Origin of the sequence: Paraburkholderia sp. Ac-20342, from assembly GCF_017104985.1 — a bacterium.
In the GTDB taxonomy this organism is placed as follows: Bacteria; Pseudomonadota; Gammaproteobacteria; order Burkholderiales; family Burkholderiaceae; genus Paraburkholderia.
On the sequence record NZ_JAAGPQ010000015.1, the window covers coordinates 32655 to 55034 of the forward strand.

A 22380-nucleotide genomic window follows, 5' to 3' on the forward strand; every position below is an offset into this window, starting at 1 on the left:
TGGCTCCGTGAAATGCACACTCGTTTATATCTGAAGATTCACTCGACGATGCCGAGCGCGGCTGCCGCGAGCTTGCCTATTTCGAGTCTGCTGCCTGCATCGTCGCCATCTTCGCCGTCTTCGAGCATCCAGACCGTCGATAAACCCGTCCACGCAAGCACCCACTGCAGAAGTCGCCGCGGCTCGATACCGGCGACATCGGCAACCAACTCGATACGGCGCCGGAAGATGCCCGGTGCCAATGCGCTCTCGCCGTCGGGGTTGCAGAAGAGGTTGGCATAGTCGAACGCGCGCTCGCCGTACAAACCTTTGGGATCGATCGCGAGCCAGCCGGACGGTCCGAAGTCGAGCACATTGCCGTGGTGAATATCGCCGTGCAGAACCGTGACGTCGCGCGGTGCCGCCAGCAGTTCGCGCGCGGTCTGGGCGCAGAGCCCGACAATCCCACCATGCGCGGGGCCCGCGCACAACAGCGCATCGAACCATTGCGTCAACGGAACCAGCGCGGGAAACGGCGTGTGAAGCGGCGCGGCGCGCGGCCGATGCAACTGCGAGACCGTTGCGCATAAGATGCGCGTGGCGTCGTCATCGCGGCCCTGTTCGACCATTTGCACGAGCGAAGCGGAACCTTGCGCACGCGCCATCAGCAAGGCTTCACCGTCGTGAGCCAGCACCGGCGCCGCGCCCTCGCCGCCCCACCACACCATCAGGCGGCTGCCCGCCCGTTCCTCGGCCTCGGACGACAGCTTGAGGATGGCGGCCACCCCGTATTGACGGACCGGGAGCAGGTTGCCGCTGCGCGAGGTAAACGGATCGCCATCGATCGTCAGATTCCAGCGCTTCAGGTATTGCTCGAACATGGAGGCCCATTCGGTTCGTCAGGTTTTGCCGGGGTTCCATCGCTCATCGTCCGGCCGTGCGCGGATCGCCGCGCCCCAACGCATACTCCTGCAACGCATCGAGCACGCGGTCGAACTCGAACGATTTGTCGTAAAAGTGGCGCACGCCGTACTGCTCGCAGCGCGCGCGATACGCAGGCAGCGCGTGATTGGTCAGCACCGCGGCGAACATCGCATCGATCAGCCCCTCGCGCTGCAAGTATGCGAGCACCGGCACGCCCGAGCCCTGCTTCAGTTGCAGATCGATAATCACCGCGTCGAAGGTTTCGTCGCCGAGCAGCGCGATCGCCTGATCGGCGGCATCGGCGTAAGCGGCCACCCGCAGCAGACCGGACGAATCGATCGCCTCCACGAGGCTGCGGCGGATCAGCGGCGAATCCTCGATCAGCAGCACGCGCAGCGGCGCGCGGCGGGCGGGCTCGGCAACGGACTTCGGTTCGCGGTTCATCGGCATGTCTCGATCGTCCCTCATTCGATCAAACCGTTCTTGATCGCGTAATACGTGAGGTCCGCGTTGTTCGCGAGCCGCATCTTCTCCAGCACGCGCGCGCGATACGTGCTCACGGTTTTCACGGACAGATGCAATTCCTCGGCGATCTCGGTCGGCAAGCGTCCGGCCGCGAGCTTGCAGAAGATCTGGAATTCGCGCTCCGACAGCGCTTCGTGCGGCCGCCCCGCGGCGGGCTTGTCGAGATTGTCGGCGAGCGTATCGGCAACCGCTTCGGACAGGTAACGATGTCCGCGCGCGACCGAGCGGATCGCCCGCACGATCTCCTCGGGCTCGCAGTCCTTGTTCAGATAACCGTTCGCGCCGGCGCGCAGCAGATTGATCGCATACTGGCTCTCGGGGTAGCCGGAAAGAATCAGCACGCCCTGCTCGGGGCGCACCTGCCGGATCACGCGCAACGTATCGATGCCGTTCTTGTCCGGCATCGCGATATCGAGCAGCACCACGTCGAATGCCTGCTCGCGCACGAGATTGATGGCTTCCTCGCCGGTGGCGGCCTCGGCGGCCACGCACATATCCGGCTCGTCGGCGACGAACTGTCTGAAACCGCCTCGGACGATCGCATGATCGTCAGCTATCAGCACTCGAATCATCGGTTGGGTGTCCGTGCAAAGGAGATCGCTCCGAAACGGACATTGTAATGACCAGGCACGTGGCCTGGCCGAAATACGCGGACGGGTTCATGCACCTCACCGCCTTGCATCCCTCGCGCCGGATCGCGCGAATTCATGCTGACTCACGCGACCCGGCCCACCCGCGCGCCCTTGTTGCAGCCATCGAAGCTGCCCATCCACACTATCCGCTAATCGCGTCCCTCGAGCAGATCGGCCATATCGTCGGCATGCTCTTCCTCGACCGCGAGGATTTCCTCCAGCAGACGGCGCGTGGTCACGTCCTTCTCGCCGAGATAGCGCACGATCTCGCGATACGTATCGATCGCGATGCGCTCGGCAATCAGGTTCTCGCGAATCATGTCGGTCAGGCTCGCGCCCTCCTTGTACTCCGAATGCGCGCGCTTCTTCAGGCCGTCCGGCGCGAAATCGGGTTCGCCGCCGAGCTGCACGATACGCTCGGCGATGCGGTCCGCGTGGTCCTGCTCCTCGGCCGCATGCTCGGCGAACTCGACCGCCACCGCTTCCGAATTGATGCCCTTCGCCATGAAATGATGGCGCCTGTAGCGCAGCGTGCAAACGATTTCGGTCGCGAGCGCATCGTTGAGCAGCTTGAGCACGATCTTGCGATCGGCACCGTAGGTCGCGGTAACCGGACCGTCCGAGATGTGCTTGCGCGCGTCGTCGCGAATCTTCTGCAGGTCCATCACGAACGGACCGTCGGACTGGGCAGCCCCGCTCTGGGCGGCGGATTGTTTCGTCATCGAATTTCTCCTTGGACTGTTGTGGGGAAATGGCACGTCACGTACGAATTGAGCACGAACCGCGCCCGCTTCGGCTACGTTCGGAACACGCCGAGCAGCAACGTGACCACGAATACGACCAGAAAGATGTAGAACAGAATCTTCGCGATCTCGGCCGCACCCGCCGCGATGCCGGTAAAGCCGAACACTGCGGCGATGATCGCAATCACGAAGAAGACGATGGCATAGTGAAGCATGACGGTTCTCCCTTGTATCGACGTTGGGTCTGCGAAGCAAATCGCTCGCCCGCCGCGCTAGTCGACTATCTTTTTCGTTATCACGAAGCCGAGCACGAGGAACACCACGCACAGCACGACGAACACGAAGAACAGGAACTTCGCGATGGCCGCCGCGCCGGCCGCGATACCGGTAAATCCGAGAAGACCGGCGATCACGGCCACGACGGCAAAGAACAGCGCCCACTTCAACATGATGGCTCCCTCCTGAAACGAAACGTTGAGCGAATGGTCGGGTCCATCGTATCGGGCGGTGCGCGCAGGCGCACTCCGACGCTCGCCGTTTTTCGTGTGAGAATCCGCTTACATCGGCTTACGTCCGCGTTACGCGAGCCGCGCTGCGCCGCCGGGCGAGTGCGATATCGAGGCCGATATCGAAGTCGCTGTTGAAGCCGATCCCGATCCGAGGAGCCGAATGTGTCGAACGTGCAGAACGCACAGAACGCGCCGGAACTGAGCCGCCCTCGCGTCACGGCGCGGCTCGCCGACTGGATGCGCAAGCGCAGTTGGGCCATCGCGATGACGGTCGCGATCGTCATCACGGTGGGCGGTCTCGTGATTCTCGAAACCGCACGCCAGCGCATCGCGGCCGAGTACGAAACCGCGCTCGAAGCACGCGACGTCACCGTGCGGCTCAGCACGCTCGCGAGCGAACTGTCGCGGCTCGCCGCGCAGCAGAATCATTTTCTGCTGACGCAGGACATGGCTTCCGCCGAGGCCTTTTGCGCGAGCGCCGCGCGCATCCGCGAGAACACGCGGCAACTGGAGCGCTTCTATCGCGACAGCCGCGCCGACAGCGCCGAGCTTGCGAGTTTCACGCAGATCGTCGCGCTGATCGACGCGCGCATCGGTGCGGGCGCAACTGTGCTGCAACAGGCGGTGCCGCATCGGCTCGATCTTGGCGCCTGCGGGCCGGCAGCCAGGCTGAATCCCGCCGGCGCGTCGCTGATCGACAGCACGCTCGCGCTGCTGCGCGACGACGAGGAGCGCCGCGCGCAACATGCGCTCGCCGCGAGCCGCGCCGATCAGCGGCTCTCGACGCTGTGCGCGGCGGGTCTTTCGGCGCTGAACATCGTGCTGTTCATCCTGCTGTTTCGCGATCTCGGCATCCAGATCGACCGGCAGACGCGCGCGCAGCGTCAACTGATTACGCAGCAGGAAGAACTCGACCAGCTCGTCAACGAGCGCACGCGTCAGCTCGAAGCGCTCGGCTGGCACCTGCAGGCGGTCAGCGAAAACGAAAAGACGCAGCTCGCGCGCGAACTGCACGACGAACTCGGTGCGATTCTGACCGCGTGCCGGATGGACGTCGCATGGGCGCGCCGCAAGCTCGAAGACAGCGAACCCGATCTCGCCGACAAGCTCAGGCGCGCGCTCGCCAATCTCGACCAGGGCATCGCGCTGAAGCGGCGCATCATCGAGGACATGCGGCCCACGGTGCTCGCCAATTTCGGGCTCGTCACGGCGCTGCGCACGCTCGCCGACGAAGCCGCGCAGCGCAACAACTGGACGCTCGACCTGCACCTGCCCGCCGACGACGTCCAGCTCGACGAGCAGACCGAGATCGCGCTCTTTCGCGTCGCGCAGGAGTCGCTGACGAATGCGGCGAAGTACGCGCGGGCCTCGAAGGTATCGATCGCCTTGCGGGTCGACGACGGCCAGGTCGCGCTGCATATCGGCGACAACGGCGTGGGCATCATGCCGGCCGACCTGACACGCACGCATACGCACGGCCTGCTCGGCATGCGGCAGCGCGTCGCCGCGCATGGCGGACGCTTCGACATCCGGCGCGGCACGCCGGGCGGCACCGAGATCGACGTGGTGATGCCGAGCGTCAGCACGGCGACGCCGTCGGTCGATCTGCCGCAATCGGCGGCAGTGGCCGCGCCCGGGTCGGCCACCCCAGCCACGCCGGCCGCCGCGCCGCCCACGTCGCCAGGCCTCGTCGGGCAAGGCCCTGCGGCATGAGGCGTGCCCCGCTGTAGGACGACGCCGACGCAAACACCGGAGCCCGCCTACAACAAAATCGCCGCGCGACCGACAGCGCGCGCTCCGCCCTTTTCTTACCATGCAGTCATGGCTGGTGCGAGGCCGGTTCGAGACTGATTCGGGACCGGATCGAAACCTGTTCGACCGGCATGGCGCCGGTCGGCCGACATCAACCGATGCATTCTCGACAAGGAGAACTTTCATGACTCGACTGATCGCTTTGCTTGTGCTTGCCGGAACGGCGATGCTTGCCAGCGGTTGCAACACGGTGGCGGGCGCCGGCGAAGACATTTCGAAGGGCGGCAACGCCATTACGAACTCCGCGGAACAGAACAAGTAAAAGAACCCATAAATGGAGGTTCGGGCAGGGTCAGGATGAGCCCGCCGCGGGAAACCGCGGCGGGCTTTTTCATGCCTCGCGGAATTTAGAATTTTTCCTCGGCGGCCTGGCCCGGCGCGCGGTGTATCGTGCGAGCGGCTCCCCTACTTACACGGTCCCCCGCATGTCTTACCCCCACCTGCTCGCCGAACTCGACCTGGGCTTCACGCGCCTGCGCAATCGCGTCGTGATGGGTTCGATGCATACCGGCATGGAAGACCGCTTCTGGCATTACCCGCAACTCGCCGCGTATTTCCGCGAGCGCGCCAAAGGCGGCGTCGGACTCATCATCACGGGCGGCATTTCGCCGAATCGCGAGGGCTGGCTGCTGCCGTTCGGCGGCACGCTCAACTCGGTATTCGATCTGCGCAATTATCGGCTCGTGACCGAGGCCGTGCATGCCGAGGGCGGCAAGATCGCGCTGCAGATCCTGCACGCGGGCCGCTATGGCTACCAGCCGTTCGTGGTCTCGGCGTCCGCGCTGAAGTCGCCGATCTCGAAGTTCAAGCCGCGCGCGCTCAGCCTCGCCGGCATCGCGAAGACCGTGCGCGATTACGCGCGCTGCGCACGGCTCGCGCAACGCGCGGGCTACGACGGCATCGAGATCATGGGCAGCGAAGGCTATCTGCTGAACCAGTTCCTCTGCCCGCGCACGAACCGGCGTACCGACCGGTACGGCGGTAGCATCGAGAACCGCATACGGCTCGCGCGCGAGATCGTCGAACGCGTGCGCGCGGTGTGCGGCGAGCGCTTTATCGTCGTGTACCGGCTGTCGCTGATCGATCTCGTCGAAGGCGGCAATACGTGGGACGAAACCGTGCAGGTCGCGCGGGCGCTCGAAGCGGCCGGCGTGACGATCTTCAATACCGGTATCGGCTGGCACGAGGCACGCGTGCCGACCATCGTGACCTCGGTGCCGCGCGCGGCCTTCGCCTCGCTCTCCGCGCGCCTGAAGGCCGCCGTCAACGTGCCGGTGATCGCGTCGAACCGCATCAATACGCCCGAGGTCGCCGAGACGCTGCTGGCCGACGGCTCGGCCGATCTGGTGTCGATGGCGCGGCCGCTGCTCGCCGACCCCGAGTTCGTGCTGAAGACTGCCGAAAACCGCGCGCACGAAATCAATGTCTGCATCGCCTGCAATCAGGCCTGCCTCGATCACACGTTCAGGAATCAGCGCGCGAGCTGTCTCGTGAATCCGCGCGCGGGACGCGAAACCGAACTGCTCTACCGGCCGCTCGCAAGTCCGCAGTCCGCGCGTTCGATCGCGGTGGTCGGCGCGGGACCGGCCGGTTTGTCGGCGGCGACGGTGGCGGCTTCGCGCGGCCATCGCGTGACGCTGTTCGAAGCGAGCGACAGGCTCGGCGGCCAGTTCAACCTCGCGATGCGCGTGCCGGGCAAGGAAGAGTTCAGCGAGACGATCCGCTATTTCCAGAGCCAGTTGCAGCGGCATTGCGTCGACGTGCGGCTCGGCACGCGCGCCGATGCCGCGCTGCTCGCCGCCGGCGCTTACGACGACGTGGTCGTCGCGACCGGCATCGTGCCGCGGCGGCCGTCGATCGCCGGCATCGACGGGCCCAATGTGCTGTCCTACGTGGACGTGCTGCGCGGGGCGCCGGTCGGCGCGCGCGTCGCGGTGATCGGCGCGGGCGGCATCGGCTTCGACGTCAGCGAATTCCTGCTGCATCGCGCGGGCGAGCCCTTGCCGATACCGCGCGATGCGTGGCTCGACGAATGGGGCGTCGATCTCGCGGTGCGCGAGCGCGGCGGGCTCAAGCCGCCGTCCGCGCCACAACCGGCGCGGCAGATCTGGCTGCTACAGCGCAAGGCCGGCAAGCTCGGCGCGGGACTCGGCAAGACCTCGGGCTGGGTGCATCGCGCGACGCTCGCCAGAAACGGCGTGCAGATGCTCGACGGCGTCGAGTATCGCGAGATCGGCGCGCGCGGTCTGAAGATCGCGCGCGCGGGTGCCGACGAGTGGCTCGAGGTCGAGACGATTGTCGTGTGCGCGGGGCAGGAATCGTTGCGCGAGTTGCTGCCGTCGACGCCCGGCGGCACGAGCGACGGTAGGCCGCGTTATCACGTGATTGGCGGCGCGAAGCTCGCGACCGAGCTCGATGCGAAACGCGCGATCCGCGAGGGTGCGGAACTGGCGGCGCGGCTTTGAGGGTGGTGAGGCAACTCGAAGGCCGAGGGGCGTATGGCGATCGGGTGTGCTGTGCGCCACCGCTGACTCTACGGTCAGACCCGCGGTCATCCCCCGCGGTCGTACCCCACCACCGTGCTCCACCGCCCTATGCTCCCCACCCGCAACGCACGCCACACGCAAAGACATGCGCGGCGCATTGCACGGAATTTACGTCAAGCACGCTCGCGTGAACGTGAATCCCGTCCCACACCTCACGCGCGCCCCTTCTTCCGGTAATCGAACCAGAACGACAAGCCGACGCTCACGAGAATCACGATCGTCGCGACCACCGTGTAGCGCGTGACCGGCTCGCCAAGCAGCAACGCACCGAGCGCGACCGCCACGACCGGATTCACGTACATGCAGCTGCTTGCGATGATCGGGCTCGTATGGCGAATCAGGAAACCGTACGCGACGTACGCGGCCATCGTGCCGATCAGCATCAGATAGAGAAACGCGAGCAGCGGCAGCACATGCAGTTCGAGCATGCGCTCGCCCGAGATCCACGCGACCAGCGTCGAAACCGCGCCACCGAGGCCGATCTGCAGCGCGGTCGAGAGAAACAGGTCCGAGGGCAGCTTCAGTTGCCCGGCCAGATGCGCGCCGCCGGCCCAGAACAGCGCGCCGCACAGAATCGCGAGACTGCCGCCGGCCGAACCAGGCGTGGTGTCGCCGTGGCTCAGAATCGCAATGCCGACGAGCCCGAGCGCAACCGCGAACCATTCGCCGCGGCCGATCTTGCGGCCCGCGAGCGCCGCGATCACGCTCGCGAAGAGCGGCACGGTGGCGACCATCACAGCCGCGGTGCCGGTGCCGACGGTGCGCATCCCGTAGGCGAGCATGCCGCTCGACAAACCGACGAGCATCGTGCCGACGAGCCCGGCGTTGCGGATTTCAGCGAAGCTCGGCGGAATCGGCTTGCGGCGCACCGCGAGCACGAACAGGCCGAGGCCGGCGAACAGGTTGCGCAAGCCGGAGAGCAGGAGCGGCGGAAACGAGCCGAGCGAGACGTGCACGGCGAGGTAGGTCGAGCCCCACACGAGATAGACGACGGCGAGTGCGAGCGCGATCTGGCCATTGTGCGAGCGCGGCGCACGGATCGGCCAGTGACGCGGAGAAAAAACGGAACGGGGCGACGACATGCGTTCAGCCCGCCTGCATCGTCGAGCGTATCCACGGGAAAAGCCTCGCGCCTGCGCTGCCCTCCCTCGTGCGGGACGGCGGACGCCACATCGGCGATGCGGTCTGACGGGCGAAGCTGGCGGACATGTCGATGGAGCGAAAAAGCGATGCGGATGGCCCCCGCGGCCCGTGGGCCGATAGCGCCAATGTGCCCAATGGGGCCGCGATCCGCGGCGACGCTGCAAGCGCCGCGGCCGGCACGCGCCGAATGCGGCGCGCACCGCATTATGCAGTAAGCGCACACTGCATCGCTCGGGAGAATCGTAACTTTTTGGCATCGTTACAACAGAAAAAAGCCGGGCGCATCAACCCGGCTTTCTTGCTGCTTTTTTGGCTGCTTTTTACCGGCTTTTTTCGCCTGCCGCGCCGGGACCGCCGGCACGGGTCAGGCGCGCCCGGGACCTCAGTTGGCCATCGCGCCCGACGCCTCGTGCTTCATGCCCATCGCGCCGCCATCCTTCTTCATTGCGTCGTGTTTCATGGCGTCTTTTTTCATGCTGTCCTTCGACATGCTGTCTTTGGACATCGAATCTTTCGACATCGCGTCCTTCGACATCGAATCGTGGGACATCGCCCCGCTCGCCTGAGCGAAGGCGGCGCCGCTGCCCGCCAGCATGGCGAGCGTGATCGTTGCGATTACGAACTTTTTCATGGGATAACTCCGTTTGTCAGTGGGTGGGGGTAAATCAAGCGAAACCGGCGCGGGCCGGCGTATTTCCGAAGCCGCCGACGCGTGCGTCAGGAGCCTCCGAACCAGTTGTAGCCCTGGTCGACCCAGTAGCCGCCAGGGTAGGTGTTGGTGACGAACATCTCGACGATGTGTTTCGGATTCTTGTAGCCGAGCTTGGTCGGCATGCGCAGCTTCATCGGGTAGCCGTACTTCGCGGGCAGTTGCTCGCCGTCGTACGAGAACGTCAGCAGCGTTTGCGGATGCAGCGCGGTCGCCATGTCGATGCTTTCGTAGTAGTCGTCCGCGCATTTGAAGCCGACGTATTTCGCGCTCGTATCCGCGCCGATGCGCCGCAGAAAATCGCCGAACGGCGTGCCGCCCCAGCGGCCGATCGCGCTCCATCCTTCCACGCAGATATGCCGCGTGATCTGCTCGGCATGCGGCAACGCATACAGCTCGGGCAGGGTCCAGACGCGCTGGCCGGTGACGAGGCCGCTCACCTTGAGGCGGTAGTCGGCGCCGTCCACGTGCGGCACGTCGTCGATGCCGTAGAACGCGTTGAACGGAAACGGCCGCGTGATCTGCGCCTCGGTGTAGGTCGGCGCGAGTTGCCGCGGATCGAACAGCGCGGCCTGCGCGCGGTCGTTCAGGCGCGAGACGGCGGTGAGGAAGCGGTTGACCGAGGCGTCGTCGGTCAGCGAGCAGCCGGTCAGCATCGACAGACCGCCGAGCGTCAGCAACTGCTTGCCGAACAGACGCCGCGACGGCATCGCGAGCTCGCGCTTCGCATCGAGCAGGATCGAGGCGCGGTCCAGCCGCTGGAGGCCGCGTTGCGTGGATCGATCATCGGGCTTGGTCATGATTCGCCATCCGTAACGTTGTGCATGCTGTGGTTCGGGTGTGTCGGGTGTGTCGGGTGTGTCGGGTGTGTCGGGTGTGTCGGGTGTGTCGGGTGTGTCGGGTGTGTCGGGTGTGTCGGGTGTGTCGGGTGTGTCATTGCGGGTTGTCCGGGAGCCTGCGCTTGCATGCGGCTCAGCGGCCGCGCAGCATCGCGAGCAGCGAGCGCGGCACGAGCGCCACCATCGCCAGATGCACGGCGAGGAACGCGGCCAGCAGCGACATCGCCGTGAAATGGACGATGCGCGCGTTGTCATAGCCGCCCATCAGCTCGCGCAGCAGCGGAAACTGCACCGACTTCCAGATCGCGAGCCCCGACAGCACCAGCACGATCAGATCGACGATCGCGAACAGATAGGCGAGCTTCTGCACCGCGTTGTAGTCGCGCAGATCGGCATGCGAGAGCCGGCCGCGCAAGGCGGCGACGAAGTCGCGCAGCACCGCGCGCGGCGTCAGCGGCAGAAACTTGCGCACGAGGCGGCCGCTCGCGAGATTCAGCGCGAGATAGACGAGTCCGTTGAACACGAGCAGCCACATCGCCGCGAAGTGCCATTGCAGCGCGCCGCCGAGCCAGCCGCCGAGCGTGATCGCGGTCGGAAAGCTGAAGGCCGGGAAAATCGGCGAGGCGTCGTAAATGCGCCAGCCCGACAGCATCATCACGATGGCCGCGAGCGCGTTGAGCCAGTGCGTGACGCGCACCCACAGCGGATGGATCGCGCGGTGCCGGTTCGGCGTCGCGGGGGGCGCGCTGTCGCGCAAGGTGTGGGGCGTGGACATGGGGCTCTCCTGAGGCGGATGGGGCAATCCGGAGTGGTGGCTGGATGGTGTTCAATGGCAGGCGGCCAGTTCGGTGGCTTGCAGCACGTCACCGGTCGCGTCGTTCTCGACGAAGGCGACCACGCCGAAGCGGTCGTTGGCGTTGGCGTTGGCGTTGGCGTTGGCGTTGGCGTTGGCGTTGGCGTTGGCGTTGGCGTTGGCGTTGGCGTTGGCGTTGGCGTTGGTGCCAGCATCGGCCGGCGCGTCCTCGATGCGGATGTCCTGCCTGATCCGCGCATGGCCCGCGACGAGCGGTATGGGACCGAGCCACTGCCGCACGACCCGCTCGTGATGCAGCGTCGCGCCGCGGTTTTCGCCGGCGCCGACCTGCGACATCAGCGAGTTTTCGTAGACCGCGAGATAGGCGCTCAACGGACCGGCAGCGGACGCGGCCTCGCTGCGGAATCGCGCATCGACATCGAACGCGCCGGGCATGCGCGGCGTCAACGCAAGCGCGATGCTCGCCTGCGCCGGTTCGGCGACGAGCCAGTCGATGCGGCTCGCGAAGCTGTCGCGCCGCGACCAGTCGCGCAGTTCGTGACCCGCGACGAACACTTCCGGCGTATAGACCGTGTGAGCGCCCGCGAGCTTCGTCAGCGTCTGCTGACGTTCGGTGAAGCGAGGCTGGGCAAAGCGGTCGGTCCAGCCGAGGCTGTTCCAGTAATCGACATGCAGCGCGAGCGGCACGATGCCCTGCGCGGCCGCGCCGCTTTTCCATTGACCGAGCCAGCGGTCGGCGGGCGGACAGCTATCGCAGCCTTCGCTGCTGTACAACTCGACGAGCGCCACGCGATGCGCGGGACTGTGCGCCGCGCAGGCGGCAGCGGCTGCGTAGGCGCGAGTGCTGCCGGCGCCAGCGCTGAAAAGGAAGATCGCCAGCGCGAAAACTGGCGCGAAAGATAAAACCCAATATCGAAGCGTTGAACGGCTGCGCGCGGTCGACATGACGTGCTCCACAAGGAATCTGCACGTTGGTCGAACCGCGCCGCCGGTTATGACAGCCTGTTTTTATTTTTTTTCGACAGCGGCTGGCAGGCGCCACGGACCTCGCGGCTTACTCGTAGCTGACGACCACCGTGACACGCGTGTCCACGTCGGCGCGCTGCGCCGAGAGCGACAGCACGCCGCCCAGTTGTCCCACGTCATAGCGGCCATCGCGAGCCGCGGTCACGCGCCCGCCACCGTCGACGAAACGCGCCGCCACGAGATCGCGCGAGCGTGCATCGCCGTTGACCTCGAGCGCGACATCCACGCCGCCGCCGACGCCCGGCGACGCGCCGAACGTCACCGTGCGCGCGAGCCCCTGCCCCGCCACCGCCGCCCCGCCGGCGCTCGCGACGGTGGGCACGGCATCCGCGCTGATTTCCAGCTGCGGCGCCACGACCATCCCGACGAACCGGATCACCCCGCCCGTTGCCGCCGACGCCGCCAGCGGCGCGGCCAGCAACGCCGCTACCGCCGCCTTCCTGCCGAACGCCGGCCACCGCCCTGTTTCCGCTTTCATGCACACCTCGCTTTTTTGTCAATCGGCGCGAGTCGCCTCGCGCCATTCGCGCGCCGCCCCGCGCGAATCGCCGCGCCGGACAGCCGCCTTGCCGCACCTGGCTGGACGGCAATGGGTCGACCCGCTTGAACCGAGCTTTAACGGAATTTTTCGAGATAAGCCGCGGGCGTTTTTTCGCTGTCGGCCATCGCTGTTCAATACGGTGTCAGAACAAGAATAGGATATGTCTGATTGCAACCCAATCCCTCGCTTGATCTATCTGGATGGGTTGCCAAACAGCGGGCGGCCGGTGTATCGTGTGCGCTGCTAACGCGGGGGTCCTGCGTGGCACGGTGTCTGGAGGTCCGTGCCACGTGGGTGAGAAATACCCTTTGAACCTGATCTGGATAATGCCAGCGCAGGGAAGCGTACGGATCTCGCACTCCAGCTGCACCGCCTCATCTCTCGCGATTTCCGACCTCTTCCGTCTCGGTCTCCTGCTTAGCCGCCCCACATTGCTTAGCATGGAGATTTGCATGAACGCCAACCCGAAGTTCCTGTCCGCCGACGCCCATGTCGACGAAGCCGCCGTCGCGCCGCTGCCGAATTCCCGCAAGGTCTACGTGACCGGCTCGCGCCCCGACATCCGCGTGCCGATGCGCGAAATCTCCCAGGCCGATACGCCTGACAGCTTCGGCGGCGAAAAGAACCCGCCGATCTACGTCTACGACACGTCGGGCCCCTACTCCGACCCGGACGCGAAGATCGACATCCGCGCGGGTCTGCCGGCGCTGCGCGAGGCGTGGATCGAAGAGCGCGGCGACACCGAGCCGCTCACCGGCCTGTCGAGCAGCTTCAGCCGCGAACGCGCCGCCGATCCGGCCACCGCGCAGTTGCGCTTCCCGGGCCTGCATCGCACGCCGCGCCGCGCGGTCGCCGGCAAAAACGTGACGCAGATGCACTACGCGAGGCAGGGCATCGTCACGCCGGAGATGGAATACATCGCGATCCGCGAGAACCAGCGCCGCGCCGAGTACCTCGAAAGCCTGAAGACGAGCGGCCCGAACGGCACGAAGCTCGCCGCGATGATGGGCCGCCAGCATCCGGGCCAAGCGTTCGGCGCGAGCGCGTTCGGCCCGAACGGCCTCGCTGAAATCACTGCGGAATTCGTGCGCGAGGAAGTCGCGCGCGGCCGCGCGATCATTCCGAACAACATCAATCACCCGGAAAGCGAGCCGATGATCATCGGCCGCAACTTCCTCGTGAAGATCAACGCGAACATCGGCAACTCGGCCGTGACGTCGTCGATCGGCGAGGAAGTCGACAAGATGACGTGGGCGATCCGCTGGGGCGGCGACACGGTGATGGATCTGTCGACCGGCAAGCACATTCATGAAACGCGCGAGTGGATCATCCGCAACAGCCCGGTGCCGATCGGCACGGTGCCGATCTACCAGGCGCTCGAAAAGGTCAACGGCAAGGCCGAAGACCTGACGTGGGAAATCTTCCGCGACACGCTGATCGAACAAGCCGAGCAAGGCGTCGACTACTTCACGATCCACGCGGGCGTGCGTCTGCAATACGTGCCGCTCACGGCCAACCGCATGACCGGCATCGTTTCGCGCGGCGGCTCGATCATGGCGAAGTGGTGTCTCGCGCATCATCGCGAGTCGTTCCTCTATGAGCACTTCGAAGAGATCTGCGAAATCATGAAGGCCTACGACGTGGCCTTCTCGCTTGGCGACGGCCTGCGTCCCGGCTCGATCTACGACGCGAACGACGAAGCGCAGCTGGGCGAGCTGAAGACGCTCGGCGAACTCACGCAGATCGCGTGGAAGCACGACGTGCAGGTGATGATCGAAGGCCCGGGCCACGTGCCGATGCAGCTCATCAAGGAGAACATGGACCTGCAGCTCGACTGGTGCGACGAAGCGCCGTTCTACACGCTCGGGCCGCTCACGACCGACATCGCACCGGGCTACGACCACATCACCTCGGGCATCGGCGCCGCGATGATCGGCTGGTTCGGCACCGCGATGCTCTGCTACGTGACGCCGAAGGAACACCTCGGCCTGCCGAACAAGGACGACGTGAAGACCGGCATCATCACGTACAAGCTCGCCGCCCACGCCGCCGACCTCGCGAAGGGCCATCCGGGCGCGCAGGTGCGCGACAACGCGCTCTCGAAGGCACGCTTCGAATTCCGCTGGGAAGACCAGTTCAATATCGGTCTCGACCCGGACAAGGCGCGCGAATTCCACGACGAAACGCTGCCGAAGGATTCGGCCAAGGTCGCGCATTTCTGCTCGATGTGCGGCCCGCACTTCTGCTCGATGAAGATCACCCAGGACGTGCGCGAGTTCGCCGCGCAACAGGGCGTGACCGACGACGAAGCGCTGAAGAAAGGCATGGAAGTGAAGTCGATCGAGTTCATGAAGCAAGGCGCGGAGATTTATCAGCGTCAGTGAGCGGTTTCGCTCGCGGCACATTGTGTTTCGTGTCGCTGAACTGAACGCGCCGCTTGGCAAGCGCAGCATCGAAGCCCGCCTGAATGGCGGGCTTTTTTCGTTGCGTCTGCCGGAAGAGCGGGCACGCCCCGTGCTGAATCGGTATGCAGAAGGAAAACATCCGCTGACGAAAGCGGCGCTTTGCCGCCAGGCTCGCGCAACCGGCGCCGACGCGCGCGGCCGCGATCGGGGGCGAGGACAGGGAGAGCCCCACTGCCACGAACAGGTTCAACGAACAGGTCCAACGAATCCCGGAGTCTGCATCATGAAAACGACCCATCGCATCGGCACGCTTGCCGCTATTGCAACCGTCGTCGCCAGTCTCGCGGCTTGCGGCGGCATGTCTGCGCGTACGCGCGATACGGCGATCGGCGCGGGCGTCGGCGGTGCAGCCGGCGCCGTGATCGGCGGCAGCGGCTTATCGACGCTCGGCGGCGCGGCGGTGGGTGGGGTGATCGGCAATCAGATCGGCAGGTGATCCGCCCGATAGCATCCGATAGTACTCGATAGCACCCGGCGATTCGTACAGGATACCGAATTATCTTCGGGCGCCTGCGACAGCAACGGAAACCTCAGCGCTTGCCTCGGGCAGACGCTGAAATGAACTGAAATACGCCGTTACGGTTTTGCCACAGCGCTTCCATCGCAAAAGCGTAAGCTCCTCTGAATGACGCCGCGCATGGCGGCGTCGGTCATCGAGGAGCGTGTCATGAAGCCTTGCGTCGTCAACACCATTCGCTCGGCACGTCCGTGGCCGCCGCGCGAATCTACACCGTCCATCCGTACCCTCTCGCCTCTCCCGCGTCGCGTCGCCATGCTCGGCGGCGCGGCCATCGCGCTCGCCTTGTCGGGCTGCTATTACCCGGCCGGCTACTATCCGGGCGGGTACTACTCGTCGTACTACGCCACGCCGGCCACGGCCCAGCAGGGCGTGCCGGACGATCCGTCGAATCCGTCCTCGGCCCAGCAGCAGGCACAGCCGCAAACGGCACCGCAGAATTCGTCGCCGGGTTACGCCGTCGCCGCGCCGCCGCCCGTTTATGTCGCGCCTTATCCCGCGTACTATCCGCCGCCTGTTTATCCGTACCCAGCCTATTACGGGCCGTCGATTGCGATCGGCGTCGGCGGATATTGGGGCGGCGGGTGGGGACGGCACTGGCATTGAAGCAGTTTGGAACGCCGGGCCATGTCAGGCGCCCGGCTCCCAACCATTGAGCAGGCGCGTGGACGCGATCCGCCGTCCATGCGTCAGTCGCCCACGCCCCCGCCGCTTTTCATGCGCTGCCGGCGCGGCGTACTGTGCGCGCCAAGCGCGCTTTCGCTCATGCGCCCTCGCCTGGAAGGCGCCTTCCTTCACGCTCTGCCTCGCGCGCCCATCGAGCGCGATTCATCTTCTCCCCCGGCGCCCGACATGCGCCATGCGTGAGCCATCGCACCACGCCATTCCGAACGCCCGTACTTTCCCGGCTTGACGCGGCCGCGCAGCGCTCTATTCTTGGGGAAGCCACATGCAGCACCCGCTTAAATCAGGCGATGCCCGGTACGCCCGTTTCACCGGGGTGCATCTACCTGCTACCGCGACGCGCCCGTCACGCGCAGTCCACGCGTCGATCCCAACAACAACGAAGGAGACGTGATGTTTCATCAACTACTCACTCCAGTCGGCAACTCGCTGTTCCCCTCGTTTCTCGTCGCCGCGCTGCCGATCATCGCGGTGCTCGCGCTGCTCGGCTGGGCCCGCAGGCCGGCCTGGCAGGCGTCGCTCGCGGGCCTCGTCATCGGTCTGGTCGTAGCGATTTTCATCTGGCAGTTTCCGGTCGGACTCGCGTTCAACTCGGTGGCCGCGGGCGCCGTGTTCGCGTGCTGGCCCGTCATGTGGATCGTCTTCACCGCGATCCTGCTCTACAACATCGCGCAACGCTCGGGACGATTCGCGGCCTTTCGCCTGTGGATGATCGACAACCTGCCGAACGACCGGCGCATCGTGCTCGTGGTGGTCGGCTTTTCGTTCGGCGCGCTGCTCGAAGGCATTTCCGGCTTCGGCACGCCGGTCGCGATTACGAGTTCGCTGCTCATCATGCTCGGCTTCCCGACGCTCGAAGCGCTTACCTTCACGCTGATCTTCAACACCGCGCCGGTCGCGTTCGGCGCGCTCGGCGTGCCGATCACGGTGCTCGGCGCGGTCACGCATCTGCCGTCCGATGCGCTCGCGAAAATGGTCGGCCGGCAGTTGCCGTTCTTCGCGCTGCTGCTGCCGTTCTACGTGATCGCCGTCTACGCGGGCTTTCGCAACATGCTGCGCGTGTGGCCGGTGCTGCTCGTGTCGGGCGCGAGCTTCGCGCTCACGCAGTTCGTCGCGTCGAACTACGTGAACTACAGCCTGACCGACGTGCTGTCGTCGATGGTCTCGCTGATCGTCACGATCGCGTTCCTGCGCGTCTGGAAGCCCGCCGTCGATCCGAAGTTCGCGGTCAACGTCGACCGCATCAACGAGGTGCGCGGCAAGGTCGGCGGCGCGCAGGGCTGGTATCCGTGGATCATCGTGTCGGTCGTCGTGATCGTCTGGACCGTCGCGAAGATCTTCACGATCGGCGACGTCAAGGTGCCGTGGCCCGGTCTCGACAAGGCCGTCTTCATCACGCTGTACAACACGCCGTACGGCGCGGTGTGGGACTTCCAGCCGCTCGCGACCGGCACCGCGATTCTCGTCGCGGCGCTCATCACCGCGTTCATCGTGCGGCTGTCGCCGGGCGAATTCGGCAAGGCGATCGCCGATACGTGGGTGCAGACGCGCATCGCGATTCTGACGGTCGCGACCATCGTCGGCCTCGCCTATCTGATGAACTATTCGGGGCTCACCTACACGCTCGGTCTCGGCGTCGCCTCGGTCGGGCCGTTCTTCCCGCTCGTGTCGGCGTTCCTCGGCTGGGTCGCGGTGTTCCTGTCGGGCAGCGATACCTCGGGCAACGCCCTGTTCGGCAACCTGCAGGTGGTGGCGGCCAACCAGCTCAACCTGAACCCGGTGCTGATGGCGGCGACCAATTCGTCGGGCGGGGTGATGGGCAAGATGATCTCGCCGCAGAACATCTCGACCGGCGTCGCGACGACCGAACTGAAGGGCAAGGAAGGTGTCGTGTTCGCGAAGACCTTCAAGCATTCGATTCTGCTGACGGTGCTGCTCGGCGTGCTCGTGTGGGCGCAGCAGAATTTCCTGCAGTGGATGATTCCGCATTGACGCTGCATTAACGTTGCCTTGAGGTTGCATTGAGGTGGCAGCGACGCCGCGTCGAGGTTGACCGGCGTTGCGTCCACGTCTGGCTCTGGCGCTGCGTCGAAGCGGATGCGCTTCGGCCGCGGCCCCCTGAGACTGTGGTTTACCTCATGTTTTTTCACGTGCCCGCCGGTTCGGCACGGGCACGGCCGGCCTCTCCGCCCGTCGTATCGTAGTTTTTCTCACATATCGGTGAGAATTGCTCGTTTTGCGCGTGCCCGCGCAACGCTTACGATCGGGTTCACCGGACGCCCCCCTCTCCCGCATCTTGCCGTTTCATTCCACGCTGAAACGTTTCGCACGATCGCGCTGTTACGATGCTCAGGCGTCCCGACTCAACCGCGCGCGGCGCCCTTCCAATGAAAGCCAGAAACCTGTTGCAACTGATGATTCTCGCCGCCCTGTGGGGCGCGTCGTTCCTGTTCATCCGCATCGGCGTGAACGACTTCGGCGTGGCGCCGCTGATGGCGTTGCGCGTCGGCATCGGTGCAATCTTTCTCACCATCGTGCTGCTCGCGCGACGGCCGCTGCAACAGTCCGCCACGCTGCTGCGCACGCGCGCGCTGCCGTTGCTGGTGGTCGGCATCCTGAATTCGGCGGCGCCGTTCTGCCTGTTCGCCTATGCCGAGCTGACGCTGTCGGCGGGCGTGACGTCGGTGATCAATGCCAGCACGCCGCTGTGGGGCGCGCTGGTCGGTTTCCTGTGGCTGCGCGATCGCCTGAGCACGCTACGCACGCTCGGTCTCGCGGTCGGCTTTCTCGGCGTGCTGATGCTCGTGTGGGACCAGATCGTGGCGCCCGACGGCTCGCCCGCCACACCTGCGACCGTGGCGCTCGCGGCGGCGGCCGCGCTCGGCGCGACGCTGCTGTACGGCATCGCCGCGAACTATACGAAGCGCTACCTGACCGGCGTCGATGCGCTGACCATCGCCGCCGGTACGATGCTCGGCGCGACGATCGTGCTGCTGCCGCTCGCGGTGATCGACTGGCCCGCCGCGCCGATCTCGCTGCGCGCATGGGGCGCCGTGATCGGGCTCGGCGTCGCCTGCACCGGCATCGCGTACATGATGTTCTTCCATCTGGTCGCGGTCATCGGGCCGGCGCGCACAATTACCGTGACGTTCGTGATTCCGGTGTTCGGCATTCTGTGGGGTGCGCTGTTTCTCGGCGAGGCCGTGTCGCCGGGCATGCTCGAAGGTTGCGCTGTGATTCTGCTGGGTACCGCGCTGGCAACGGGAGTCGTGAAGCGTCTGCCGTGGACAGGAACGCGGCGCGCCGATACCTGAGCGCCATGGGTACTGGTGCGGCTTCGCCGGGCGGCCGGGCGGCAGTTCCGCAGGCCTACGCCTAGCCGGCCCCCCCCCCCGTTTCCGCACGCCTTCGACGTCCGCAGCCTCTTTTCCTGCCCGCGCGGTGTCAATCGCCCCGCCGCTTCGGCCATCCGGCGCTACGTTGCAAATCCTGAGTACGAAAAAATAGCCCGCACTCCCTGGGAGTGCGGGCAAAAACCGTCGCCCTACGAGGATAGGCGACGGGGCCACCGGGGCCGCGCGCAACGCGCAGGCCGTTATCGGGCTCGGTACCGGTTCGCACGCCGGCACCGCAATGATTTGAAACGCAAGTGGAATCCGCCGCGCATGCGCATCGGGTATCCCATCCGGCCCCATGAGTCTTATAAAGCAGCTTGCGTGCCAGCTATGAGAAGCCCTCGCAGATGCCCGCAACTGTCTGATTTATATTGATATTTTTCTTTCAAACAGAAAGGAAGCGAAGCATGGCCGGCAAGGCGGAGAACTTCGCGGGTTACGTCACCAACGTAACGTCACGTTACGTGCGCTGCACACGGCGAAAACGCCGGCATCGCGGACGTGCATGGACGGATGCGGGGCCGGTCGACGCTACAGCCGCCTCGCCCGCGCCGATGCGATTCGTCGTAGCGGCCTCCCGCGCTCGCGTGGCTCGGGAACGCTCAACACCGCGCCGCACATCAAGGCAAGAACGAGCAGGCTCACTGCCCACATCCAGTAAGGGATCACGTCGAACATGGCTGGCTCCGCTCCTGGCCGGTGACTGTCGCTGTCAGGATCAAAAGCAAAAGCCATGCGCGGCTCGACCGGTTGCGCAGGACGACGCGGCGAGCGCGATGAACCGCGAGCCGCCGCATACGACGGCGACGCAACGGCAAACGGACAACGGGACGGCAAACGAACGGACGAAAAAAAACCGCCCGGGATTCACCCGGGCGGTCTTCCGAATCGGCGGCCTCGCCGCGCGAACGTCGCTCAGTGCAGCTGGTCGGCCATCAGACTCATGATCTGCTTCGCCTGCTGGCTGTCGTCGATCTGCCCCTTGTCGTCGACGACGGCGACACGCGTCTGGTTAGGCGTCACCGCGCGCACGTTCACGCGATACTCCTTGGCGACCTTTTCCTTCTTGCCGTGGAACACCTGGCTCCAGAAGCCCTGCTCGGCCGACGACAGATCCTTCGGATCGACGTAGCGCACGAAGTAGAGGCCGCGGGTCGCGTCGCGGTCGTTGACCGTGAAGTTGCTGCGATCGAGCGCGAGGCCCACGCGCAGCCATGCGCGGTCATACGGCTCGCCCAGCGTGAGTTCCGTCGACGAAAACTGCGCCGAGGTATTCTGCGCGTCCGGATCGGGCATCGGCTGCTGCGCCGCGAGCACGACGTTCTGCGCCGCGGTTGCAGCCGCCGCCGACTTGGCGCCCGCCGTGGCCGCGTTCGGCGCGGTTTGCGCGCCCGCCGGCGACAGCTCGGCGTTCGGCGTGCCGGCCGCGCCGCGCGAATCGGCCAGCGCGAGCGATGCCATCAGACGCTTCAGATATTCCTGCTCGAGCGCCGGATCGTTCGGCTTCGGCTGCCATTGGCTCGAATCGTTGTTCGCACCCGTGACCGCCTCGCGCATGCCCTTCTGGCTCACGAACACGTAGGTGCCGCCGTTCGGCGCCGCTTCGAGACGCGTGCGGAACTTGTTGCGCTCGGAGCTTACGTAGCTGTTGCCCATCGCCTTCGACAGCGTGTTGCGGATCAGGCCGTCGTTGATCTGCGCGTGGGTTTCGTTCCAGTCGGTTTCCATCACGCCCTTGTCGCGCTGGTCGACGACGAGCAGGAAGCCCTGCTCCTGCCAGAAGCGACGGATTTGCGGCCAAGCCTGATCCGGCGTTCTGTTGTCGAGCACGAGCCAGCTTTCGGTGCCGTCGCGCTGGATATGCATGCCCTGAACCGGCGGCACGACCACCACGGAATTGCCCGCCGGCGCCTGTGCCTGCACCTGCTTCAGTGTGGACAGCGAGGTTTCGCCACCCTGCGGCGGCAGCGAGCGCTGATCGGACGTCTCGTCGATCATGTTCGGCGGTACCGCGAGCGATACCTGCTTCGACCGGGAGTCGCTCTTGTAGTCGATTTTGTTCGGCGACGAGGTGCCGCAGCCGGCAACCAGCCCGCCCGCCATCAGCATTACTGCAAACCGCCTGGTAAGACGAAGATCAGTCATGTTCGGGGAATCCTTCCGCTACGCCACGGCAAGTTTCCGTGGATCAACCCAACATTTTACCGGTCCCGGGCAAGCGTGTGCAAAAACTGGGGTTTGCCCGCAGGTTGGTCCACCCATCGCACCGGCGGCGTCTCGTTCTGGATGTCTGTGCGCCATGCCTCTTTCCCTAAAAAAATTCGCGTTTTTTCCCGCCTATTTGCTTTGTCATCGGGTAAATTTAACGGTCGCTAACAGTCATGAGACGGCGTTAAGAATGTTCTTACGTCGTGGTTAAACGCTTGTTCTGAAAGGGCTTTAAGCAATACATCCCGCTTTATTTTGAGATTGCGTGTGGCGGCGCCTGACAGGGCACGTCACAGGAAGCCAAACCCGGCTGTTATTTTTCATTCGTATCTCAATAAAGCCCGGGCGCCCCCGCCCGCAAGGCATACA

Annotated in this window: 23 protein-coding genes and 1 riboswitch; of the genes, 8 read left to right on the top strand and 15 right to left on the bottom strand. The window is 65.4% G+C overall.

All coding sequences use genetic code 11. The features are described from left to right. Nucleotides 1-38: 38 nt before the first annotated feature. The 6 genes from G3N58_RS08485 to G3N58_RS08510 all read right to left on the bottom strand — a co-directional run bounded on the left by G3N58_RS08485 (nt 39) and on the right by G3N58_RS08510 (nt 3252). The gene (locus G3N58_RS08485; protein ID WP_205998924.1) at nt 39-860 is read right to left on the bottom strand and encodes an aminoglycoside phosphotransferase family protein; all 822 of its coding nucleotides are present in this window, start codon (nt 858-860) and stop codon (nt 39-41) included. A 43-nt stretch (nt 861-903) separates the two neighbouring features. Further along, nucleotides 904-1353 (bottom strand): response regulator, encoded by a 450-nt coding sequence (locus G3N58_RS08490; RefSeq protein ID WP_205299260.1) that lies wholly within the window; start codon nt 1351-1353, stop codon nt 904-906. A 14-nt stretch (nt 1354-1367) separates the two neighbouring features. Then, the gene (locus G3N58_RS08495; RefSeq protein WP_205988973.1) at nt 1368-2000 is read right to left on the bottom strand and encodes a response regulator transcription factor; all 633 of its coding nucleotides are present in this window, start codon (nt 1998-2000) and stop codon (nt 1368-1370) included. 209 nt (nt 2001-2209) lie between these two features. Further along, the gene (locus G3N58_RS08500) at nt 2210-2782 is read right to left on the bottom strand and encodes a ferritin-like domain-containing protein (RefSeq protein ID WP_205998925.1); all 573 of its coding nucleotides are present in this window, start codon (nt 2780-2782) and stop codon (nt 2210-2212) included. Nucleotides 2783-2856: 74 nt separating this feature from the next. Then, a complete protein-coding gene (locus tag G3N58_RS08505; protein WP_006052455.1) occupies nt 2857-3018 on the bottom strand; it encodes a DUF1328 family protein in 162 nt (53 codons plus the stop codon). Between the two features lie 57 nt (nt 3019-3075). Continuing rightward, entirely contained in the window at nt 3076-3252 is a 177-nt protein-coding gene (locus G3N58_RS08510; protein WP_167043422.1) for a DUF1328 family protein, read from the bottom strand. Between the two features lie 231 nt (nt 3253-3483). Here G3N58_RS08510 and G3N58_RS08515 point away from each other — a divergent pair, with 231 nt between their 5' ends. The 3 genes from G3N58_RS08515 (at nt 3484) to G3N58_RS08525 (ending at nt 7589) form a co-directional block, all read left to right on the top strand. Then, nucleotides 3484-5025, top strand: coding sequence for a sensor histidine kinase (locus G3N58_RS08515; RefSeq protein WP_346778251.1), 1542 nt, complete (start codon nt 3484-3486; stop codon nt 5023-5025). Nucleotides 5026-5248: 223 nt separating this feature from the next. Then, on the top strand, nt 5249-5386 hold the full coding sequence (locus G3N58_RS08520) for an entericidin A/B family lipoprotein (RefSeq protein ID WP_167043424.1): 138 nt from the start codon (nt 5249-5251) through the stop codon (nt 5384-5386). A gap of 163 nt (nt 5387-5549) precedes the next feature. Beyond that, on the top strand, nt 5550-7589 hold the full coding sequence (locus G3N58_RS08525; protein ID WP_205998926.1) for an NADPH-dependent 2,4-dienoyl-CoA reductase: 2040 nt from the start codon (nt 5550-5552) through the stop codon (nt 7587-7589). A gap of 233 nt (nt 7590-7822) precedes the next feature. Here the strand turns inward: G3N58_RS08525 and G3N58_RS08530 are convergent, their stop codons facing one another. From G3N58_RS08530 to G3N58_RS08555, 6 genes are all read right to left on the bottom strand, one after another. After that, entirely contained in the window at nt 7823-8752 is a 930-nt protein-coding gene (locus G3N58_RS08530; RefSeq protein ID WP_167043428.1) for an EamA family transporter, read from the bottom strand. A gap of 443 nt (nt 8753-9195) precedes the next feature. Beyond that, a complete protein-coding gene (locus tag G3N58_RS08535; protein ID WP_167043430.1) occupies nt 9196-9444 on the bottom strand; it encodes a pentapeptide MXKDX repeat protein in 249 nt (82 codons plus the stop codon). Nucleotides 9445-9530: 86 nt separating this feature from the next. Next, a complete protein-coding gene (locus G3N58_RS08540) occupies nt 9531-10322 on the bottom strand; it encodes a molybdopterin-dependent oxidoreductase (RefSeq protein ID WP_167043432.1) in 792 nt (263 codons plus the stop codon). A gap of 172 nt (nt 10323-10494) precedes the next feature. Beyond that, nucleotides 10495-11136 (bottom strand): cytochrome b/b6 domain-containing protein, encoded by a 642-nt coding sequence (locus tag G3N58_RS08545; RefSeq protein ID WP_167283249.1) that lies wholly within the window; start codon nt 11134-11136, stop codon nt 10495-10497. Nucleotides 11137-11187: 51 nt separating this feature from the next. Next, nucleotides 11188-12120 carry a DUF1223 domain-containing protein gene (locus G3N58_RS08550; protein ID WP_205998927.1) on the bottom strand — a complete coding sequence of 311 codons (933 nt, stop codon included), beginning with the start codon at nt 12118-12120 and terminating at the stop codon, nt 11188-11190. 109 nt (nt 12121-12229) lie between these two features. Next, complete coding sequence (locus G3N58_RS08555; protein WP_167283251.1) at nt 12230-12679, bottom strand: hypothetical protein; 450 nt, start codon at nt 12677-12679, stop codon at nt 12230-12232. Between the two features lie 303 nt (nt 12680-12982). After that, nucleotides 12983-13101, top strand: a riboswitch (TPP riboswitch). A gap of 93 nt (nt 13102-13194) precedes the next feature. On the opposite strand from G3N58_RS08555, the gene thiC reads away from it, so the two are divergent. Then, complete coding sequence (thiC, locus tag G3N58_RS08560; RefSeq protein ID WP_167043440.1) at nt 13195-15126, top strand: phosphomethylpyrimidine synthase ThiC; 1932 nt, start codon at nt 13195-13197, stop codon at nt 15124-15126. On the opposite strand, the gene G3N58_RS08565 is transcribed toward thiC, so the two are convergent. Further along, entirely contained in the window at nt 15089-15397 is a 309-nt protein-coding gene (locus tag G3N58_RS08565) for a hypothetical protein (protein WP_205998928.1), read from the bottom strand. The two genes, thiC and G3N58_RS08565, sit on opposite strands and share 38 nt — an antisense overlap. A gap of 33 nt (nt 15398-15430) precedes the next feature. On the opposite strand from G3N58_RS08565, the gene G3N58_RS08570 reads away from it, so the two are divergent. The 4 genes from G3N58_RS08570 to G3N58_RS08585 all read left to right on the top strand — a co-directional run bounded on the left by G3N58_RS08570 (nt 15431) and on the right by G3N58_RS08585 (nt 19722). Continuing rightward, nucleotides 15431-15643, top strand: a complete 213-nt coding sequence (locus G3N58_RS08570; protein WP_205988907.1) for a glycine zipper 2TM domain-containing protein — start codon at nt 15431-15433, stop codon at nt 15641-15643. A gap of 231 nt (nt 15644-15874) precedes the next feature. Next, nucleotides 15875-16330 carry a hypothetical protein gene (locus G3N58_RS08575; RefSeq protein WP_205988906.1) on the top strand — a complete coding sequence of 152 codons (456 nt, stop codon included), beginning with the start codon at nt 15875-15877 and terminating at the stop codon, nt 16328-16330. Between the two features lie 471 nt (nt 16331-16801). Continuing rightward, nucleotides 16802-18400, top strand: coding sequence for an L-lactate permease (locus G3N58_RS08580; protein WP_167043448.1), 1599 nt, complete (start codon nt 16802-16804; stop codon nt 18398-18400). A 395-nt stretch (nt 18401-18795) separates the two neighbouring features. Further along, complete coding sequence (locus G3N58_RS08585; protein WP_205998929.1) at nt 18796-19722, top strand: DMT family transporter; 927 nt, start codon at nt 18796-18798, stop codon at nt 19720-19722. A gap of 612 nt (nt 19723-20334) precedes the next feature. Here the strand turns inward: G3N58_RS08585 and G3N58_RS08590 are convergent. Then, on the bottom strand, nt 20335-20481 hold the full coding sequence (locus tag G3N58_RS08590) for a hypothetical protein (RefSeq protein WP_167043452.1): 147 nt from the start codon (nt 20479-20481) through the stop codon (nt 20335-20337). A gap of 237 nt (nt 20482-20718) precedes the next feature. Further along, nucleotides 20719-21948: an outer membrane protein assembly factor BamC gene (bamC, locus tag G3N58_RS08595; protein ID WP_167043454.1), complete on the bottom strand. Its 1230-nt coding sequence runs from the start codon at nt 21946-21948 to the stop codon at nt 20719-20721. Nucleotides 21949-22380: the final 432 nt, after the last annotated feature.

Coding starts and splice junctions, on each gene's coding strand:
- G3N58_RS08525 (WP_205998926.1), top strand. CDS start 5,550: ATGTCTTACCCCCACCTGCTCGCCGAACTCGACCTGGGCTTCACGCGC.
- G3N58_RS08510 (WP_167043422.1), bottom strand. CDS start 3,252: ATGTTGAAGTGGGCGCTGTTCTTTGCCGTCGTGGCCGTGATCGCCGGT.
- G3N58_RS08530 (WP_167043428.1), bottom strand. CDS start 8,752: ATGTCGTCGCCCCGTTCCGTTTTTTCTCCGCGTCACTGGCCGATCCGT.
- G3N58_RS08585 (WP_205998929.1), top strand. CDS start 18,796: ATGAAAGCCAGAAACCTGTTGCAACTGATGATTCTCGCCGCCCTGTGG.
- G3N58_RS08540 (WP_167043432.1), bottom strand. CDS start 10,322: ATGACCAAGCCCGATGATCGATCCACGCAACGCGGCCTCCAGCGGCTG.
- G3N58_RS08570 (WP_205988907.1), top strand. CDS start 15,431: ATGAAAACGACCCATCGCATCGGCACGCTTGCCGCTATTGCAACCGTC.
- G3N58_RS08555 (WP_167283251.1), bottom strand. CDS start 12,679: ATGAAAGCGGAAACAGGGCGGTGGCCGGCGTTCGGCAGGAAGGCGGCG.
- bamC (WP_167043454.1), bottom strand. CDS start 21,948: ATGACTGATCTTCGTCTTACCAGGCGGTTTGCAGTAATGCTGATGGCG.
- G3N58_RS08550 (WP_205998927.1), bottom strand. CDS start 12,120: ATGTCGACCGCGCGCAGCCGTTCAACGCTTCGATATTGGGTTTTATCT.
- G3N58_RS08485 (WP_205998924.1), bottom strand. CDS start 860: ATGTTCGAGCAATACCTGAAGCGCTGGAATCTGACGATCGATGGCGAT.
- G3N58_RS08535 (WP_167043430.1), bottom strand. CDS start 9,444: ATGAAAAAGTTCGTAATCGCAACGATCACGCTCGCCATGCTGGCGGGC.
- G3N58_RS08590 (WP_167043452.1), bottom strand. CDS start 20,481: ATGTTCGACGTGATCCCTTACTGGATGTGGGCAGTGAGCCTGCTCGTT.
- G3N58_RS08580 (WP_167043448.1), top strand. CDS start 16,802: ATGTTTCATCAACTACTCACTCCAGTCGGCAACTCGCTGTTCCCCTCG.
- G3N58_RS08505 (WP_006052455.1), bottom strand. CDS start 3,018: ATGCTTCACTATGCCATCGTCTTCTTCGTGATTGCGATCATCGCCGCA.
- G3N58_RS08495 (WP_205988973.1), bottom strand. CDS start 2,000: ATGATTCGAGTGCTGATAGCTGACGATCATGCGATCGTCCGAGGCGGT.
- thiC (WP_167043440.1), top strand. CDS start 13,195: ATGAACGCCAACCCGAAGTTCCTGTCCGCCGACGCCCATGTCGACGAA.
- G3N58_RS08520 (WP_167043424.1), top strand. CDS start 5,249: ATGACTCGACTGATCGCTTTGCTTGTGCTTGCCGGAACGGCGATGCTT.
- G3N58_RS08490 (WP_205299260.1), bottom strand. CDS start 1,353: ATGCCGATGAACCGCGAACCGAAGTCCGTTGCCGAGCCCGCCCGCCGC.
- G3N58_RS08575 (WP_205988906.1), top strand. CDS start 15,875: ATGAAGCCTTGCGTCGTCAACACCATTCGCTCGGCACGTCCGTGGCCG.
- G3N58_RS08545 (WP_167283249.1), bottom strand. CDS start 11,136: ATGTCCACGCCCCACACCTTGCGCGACAGCGCGCCCCCCGCGACGCCG.
- G3N58_RS08500 (WP_205998925.1), bottom strand. CDS start 2,782: ATGACGAAACAATCCGCCGCCCAGAGCGGGGCTGCCCAGTCCGACGGT.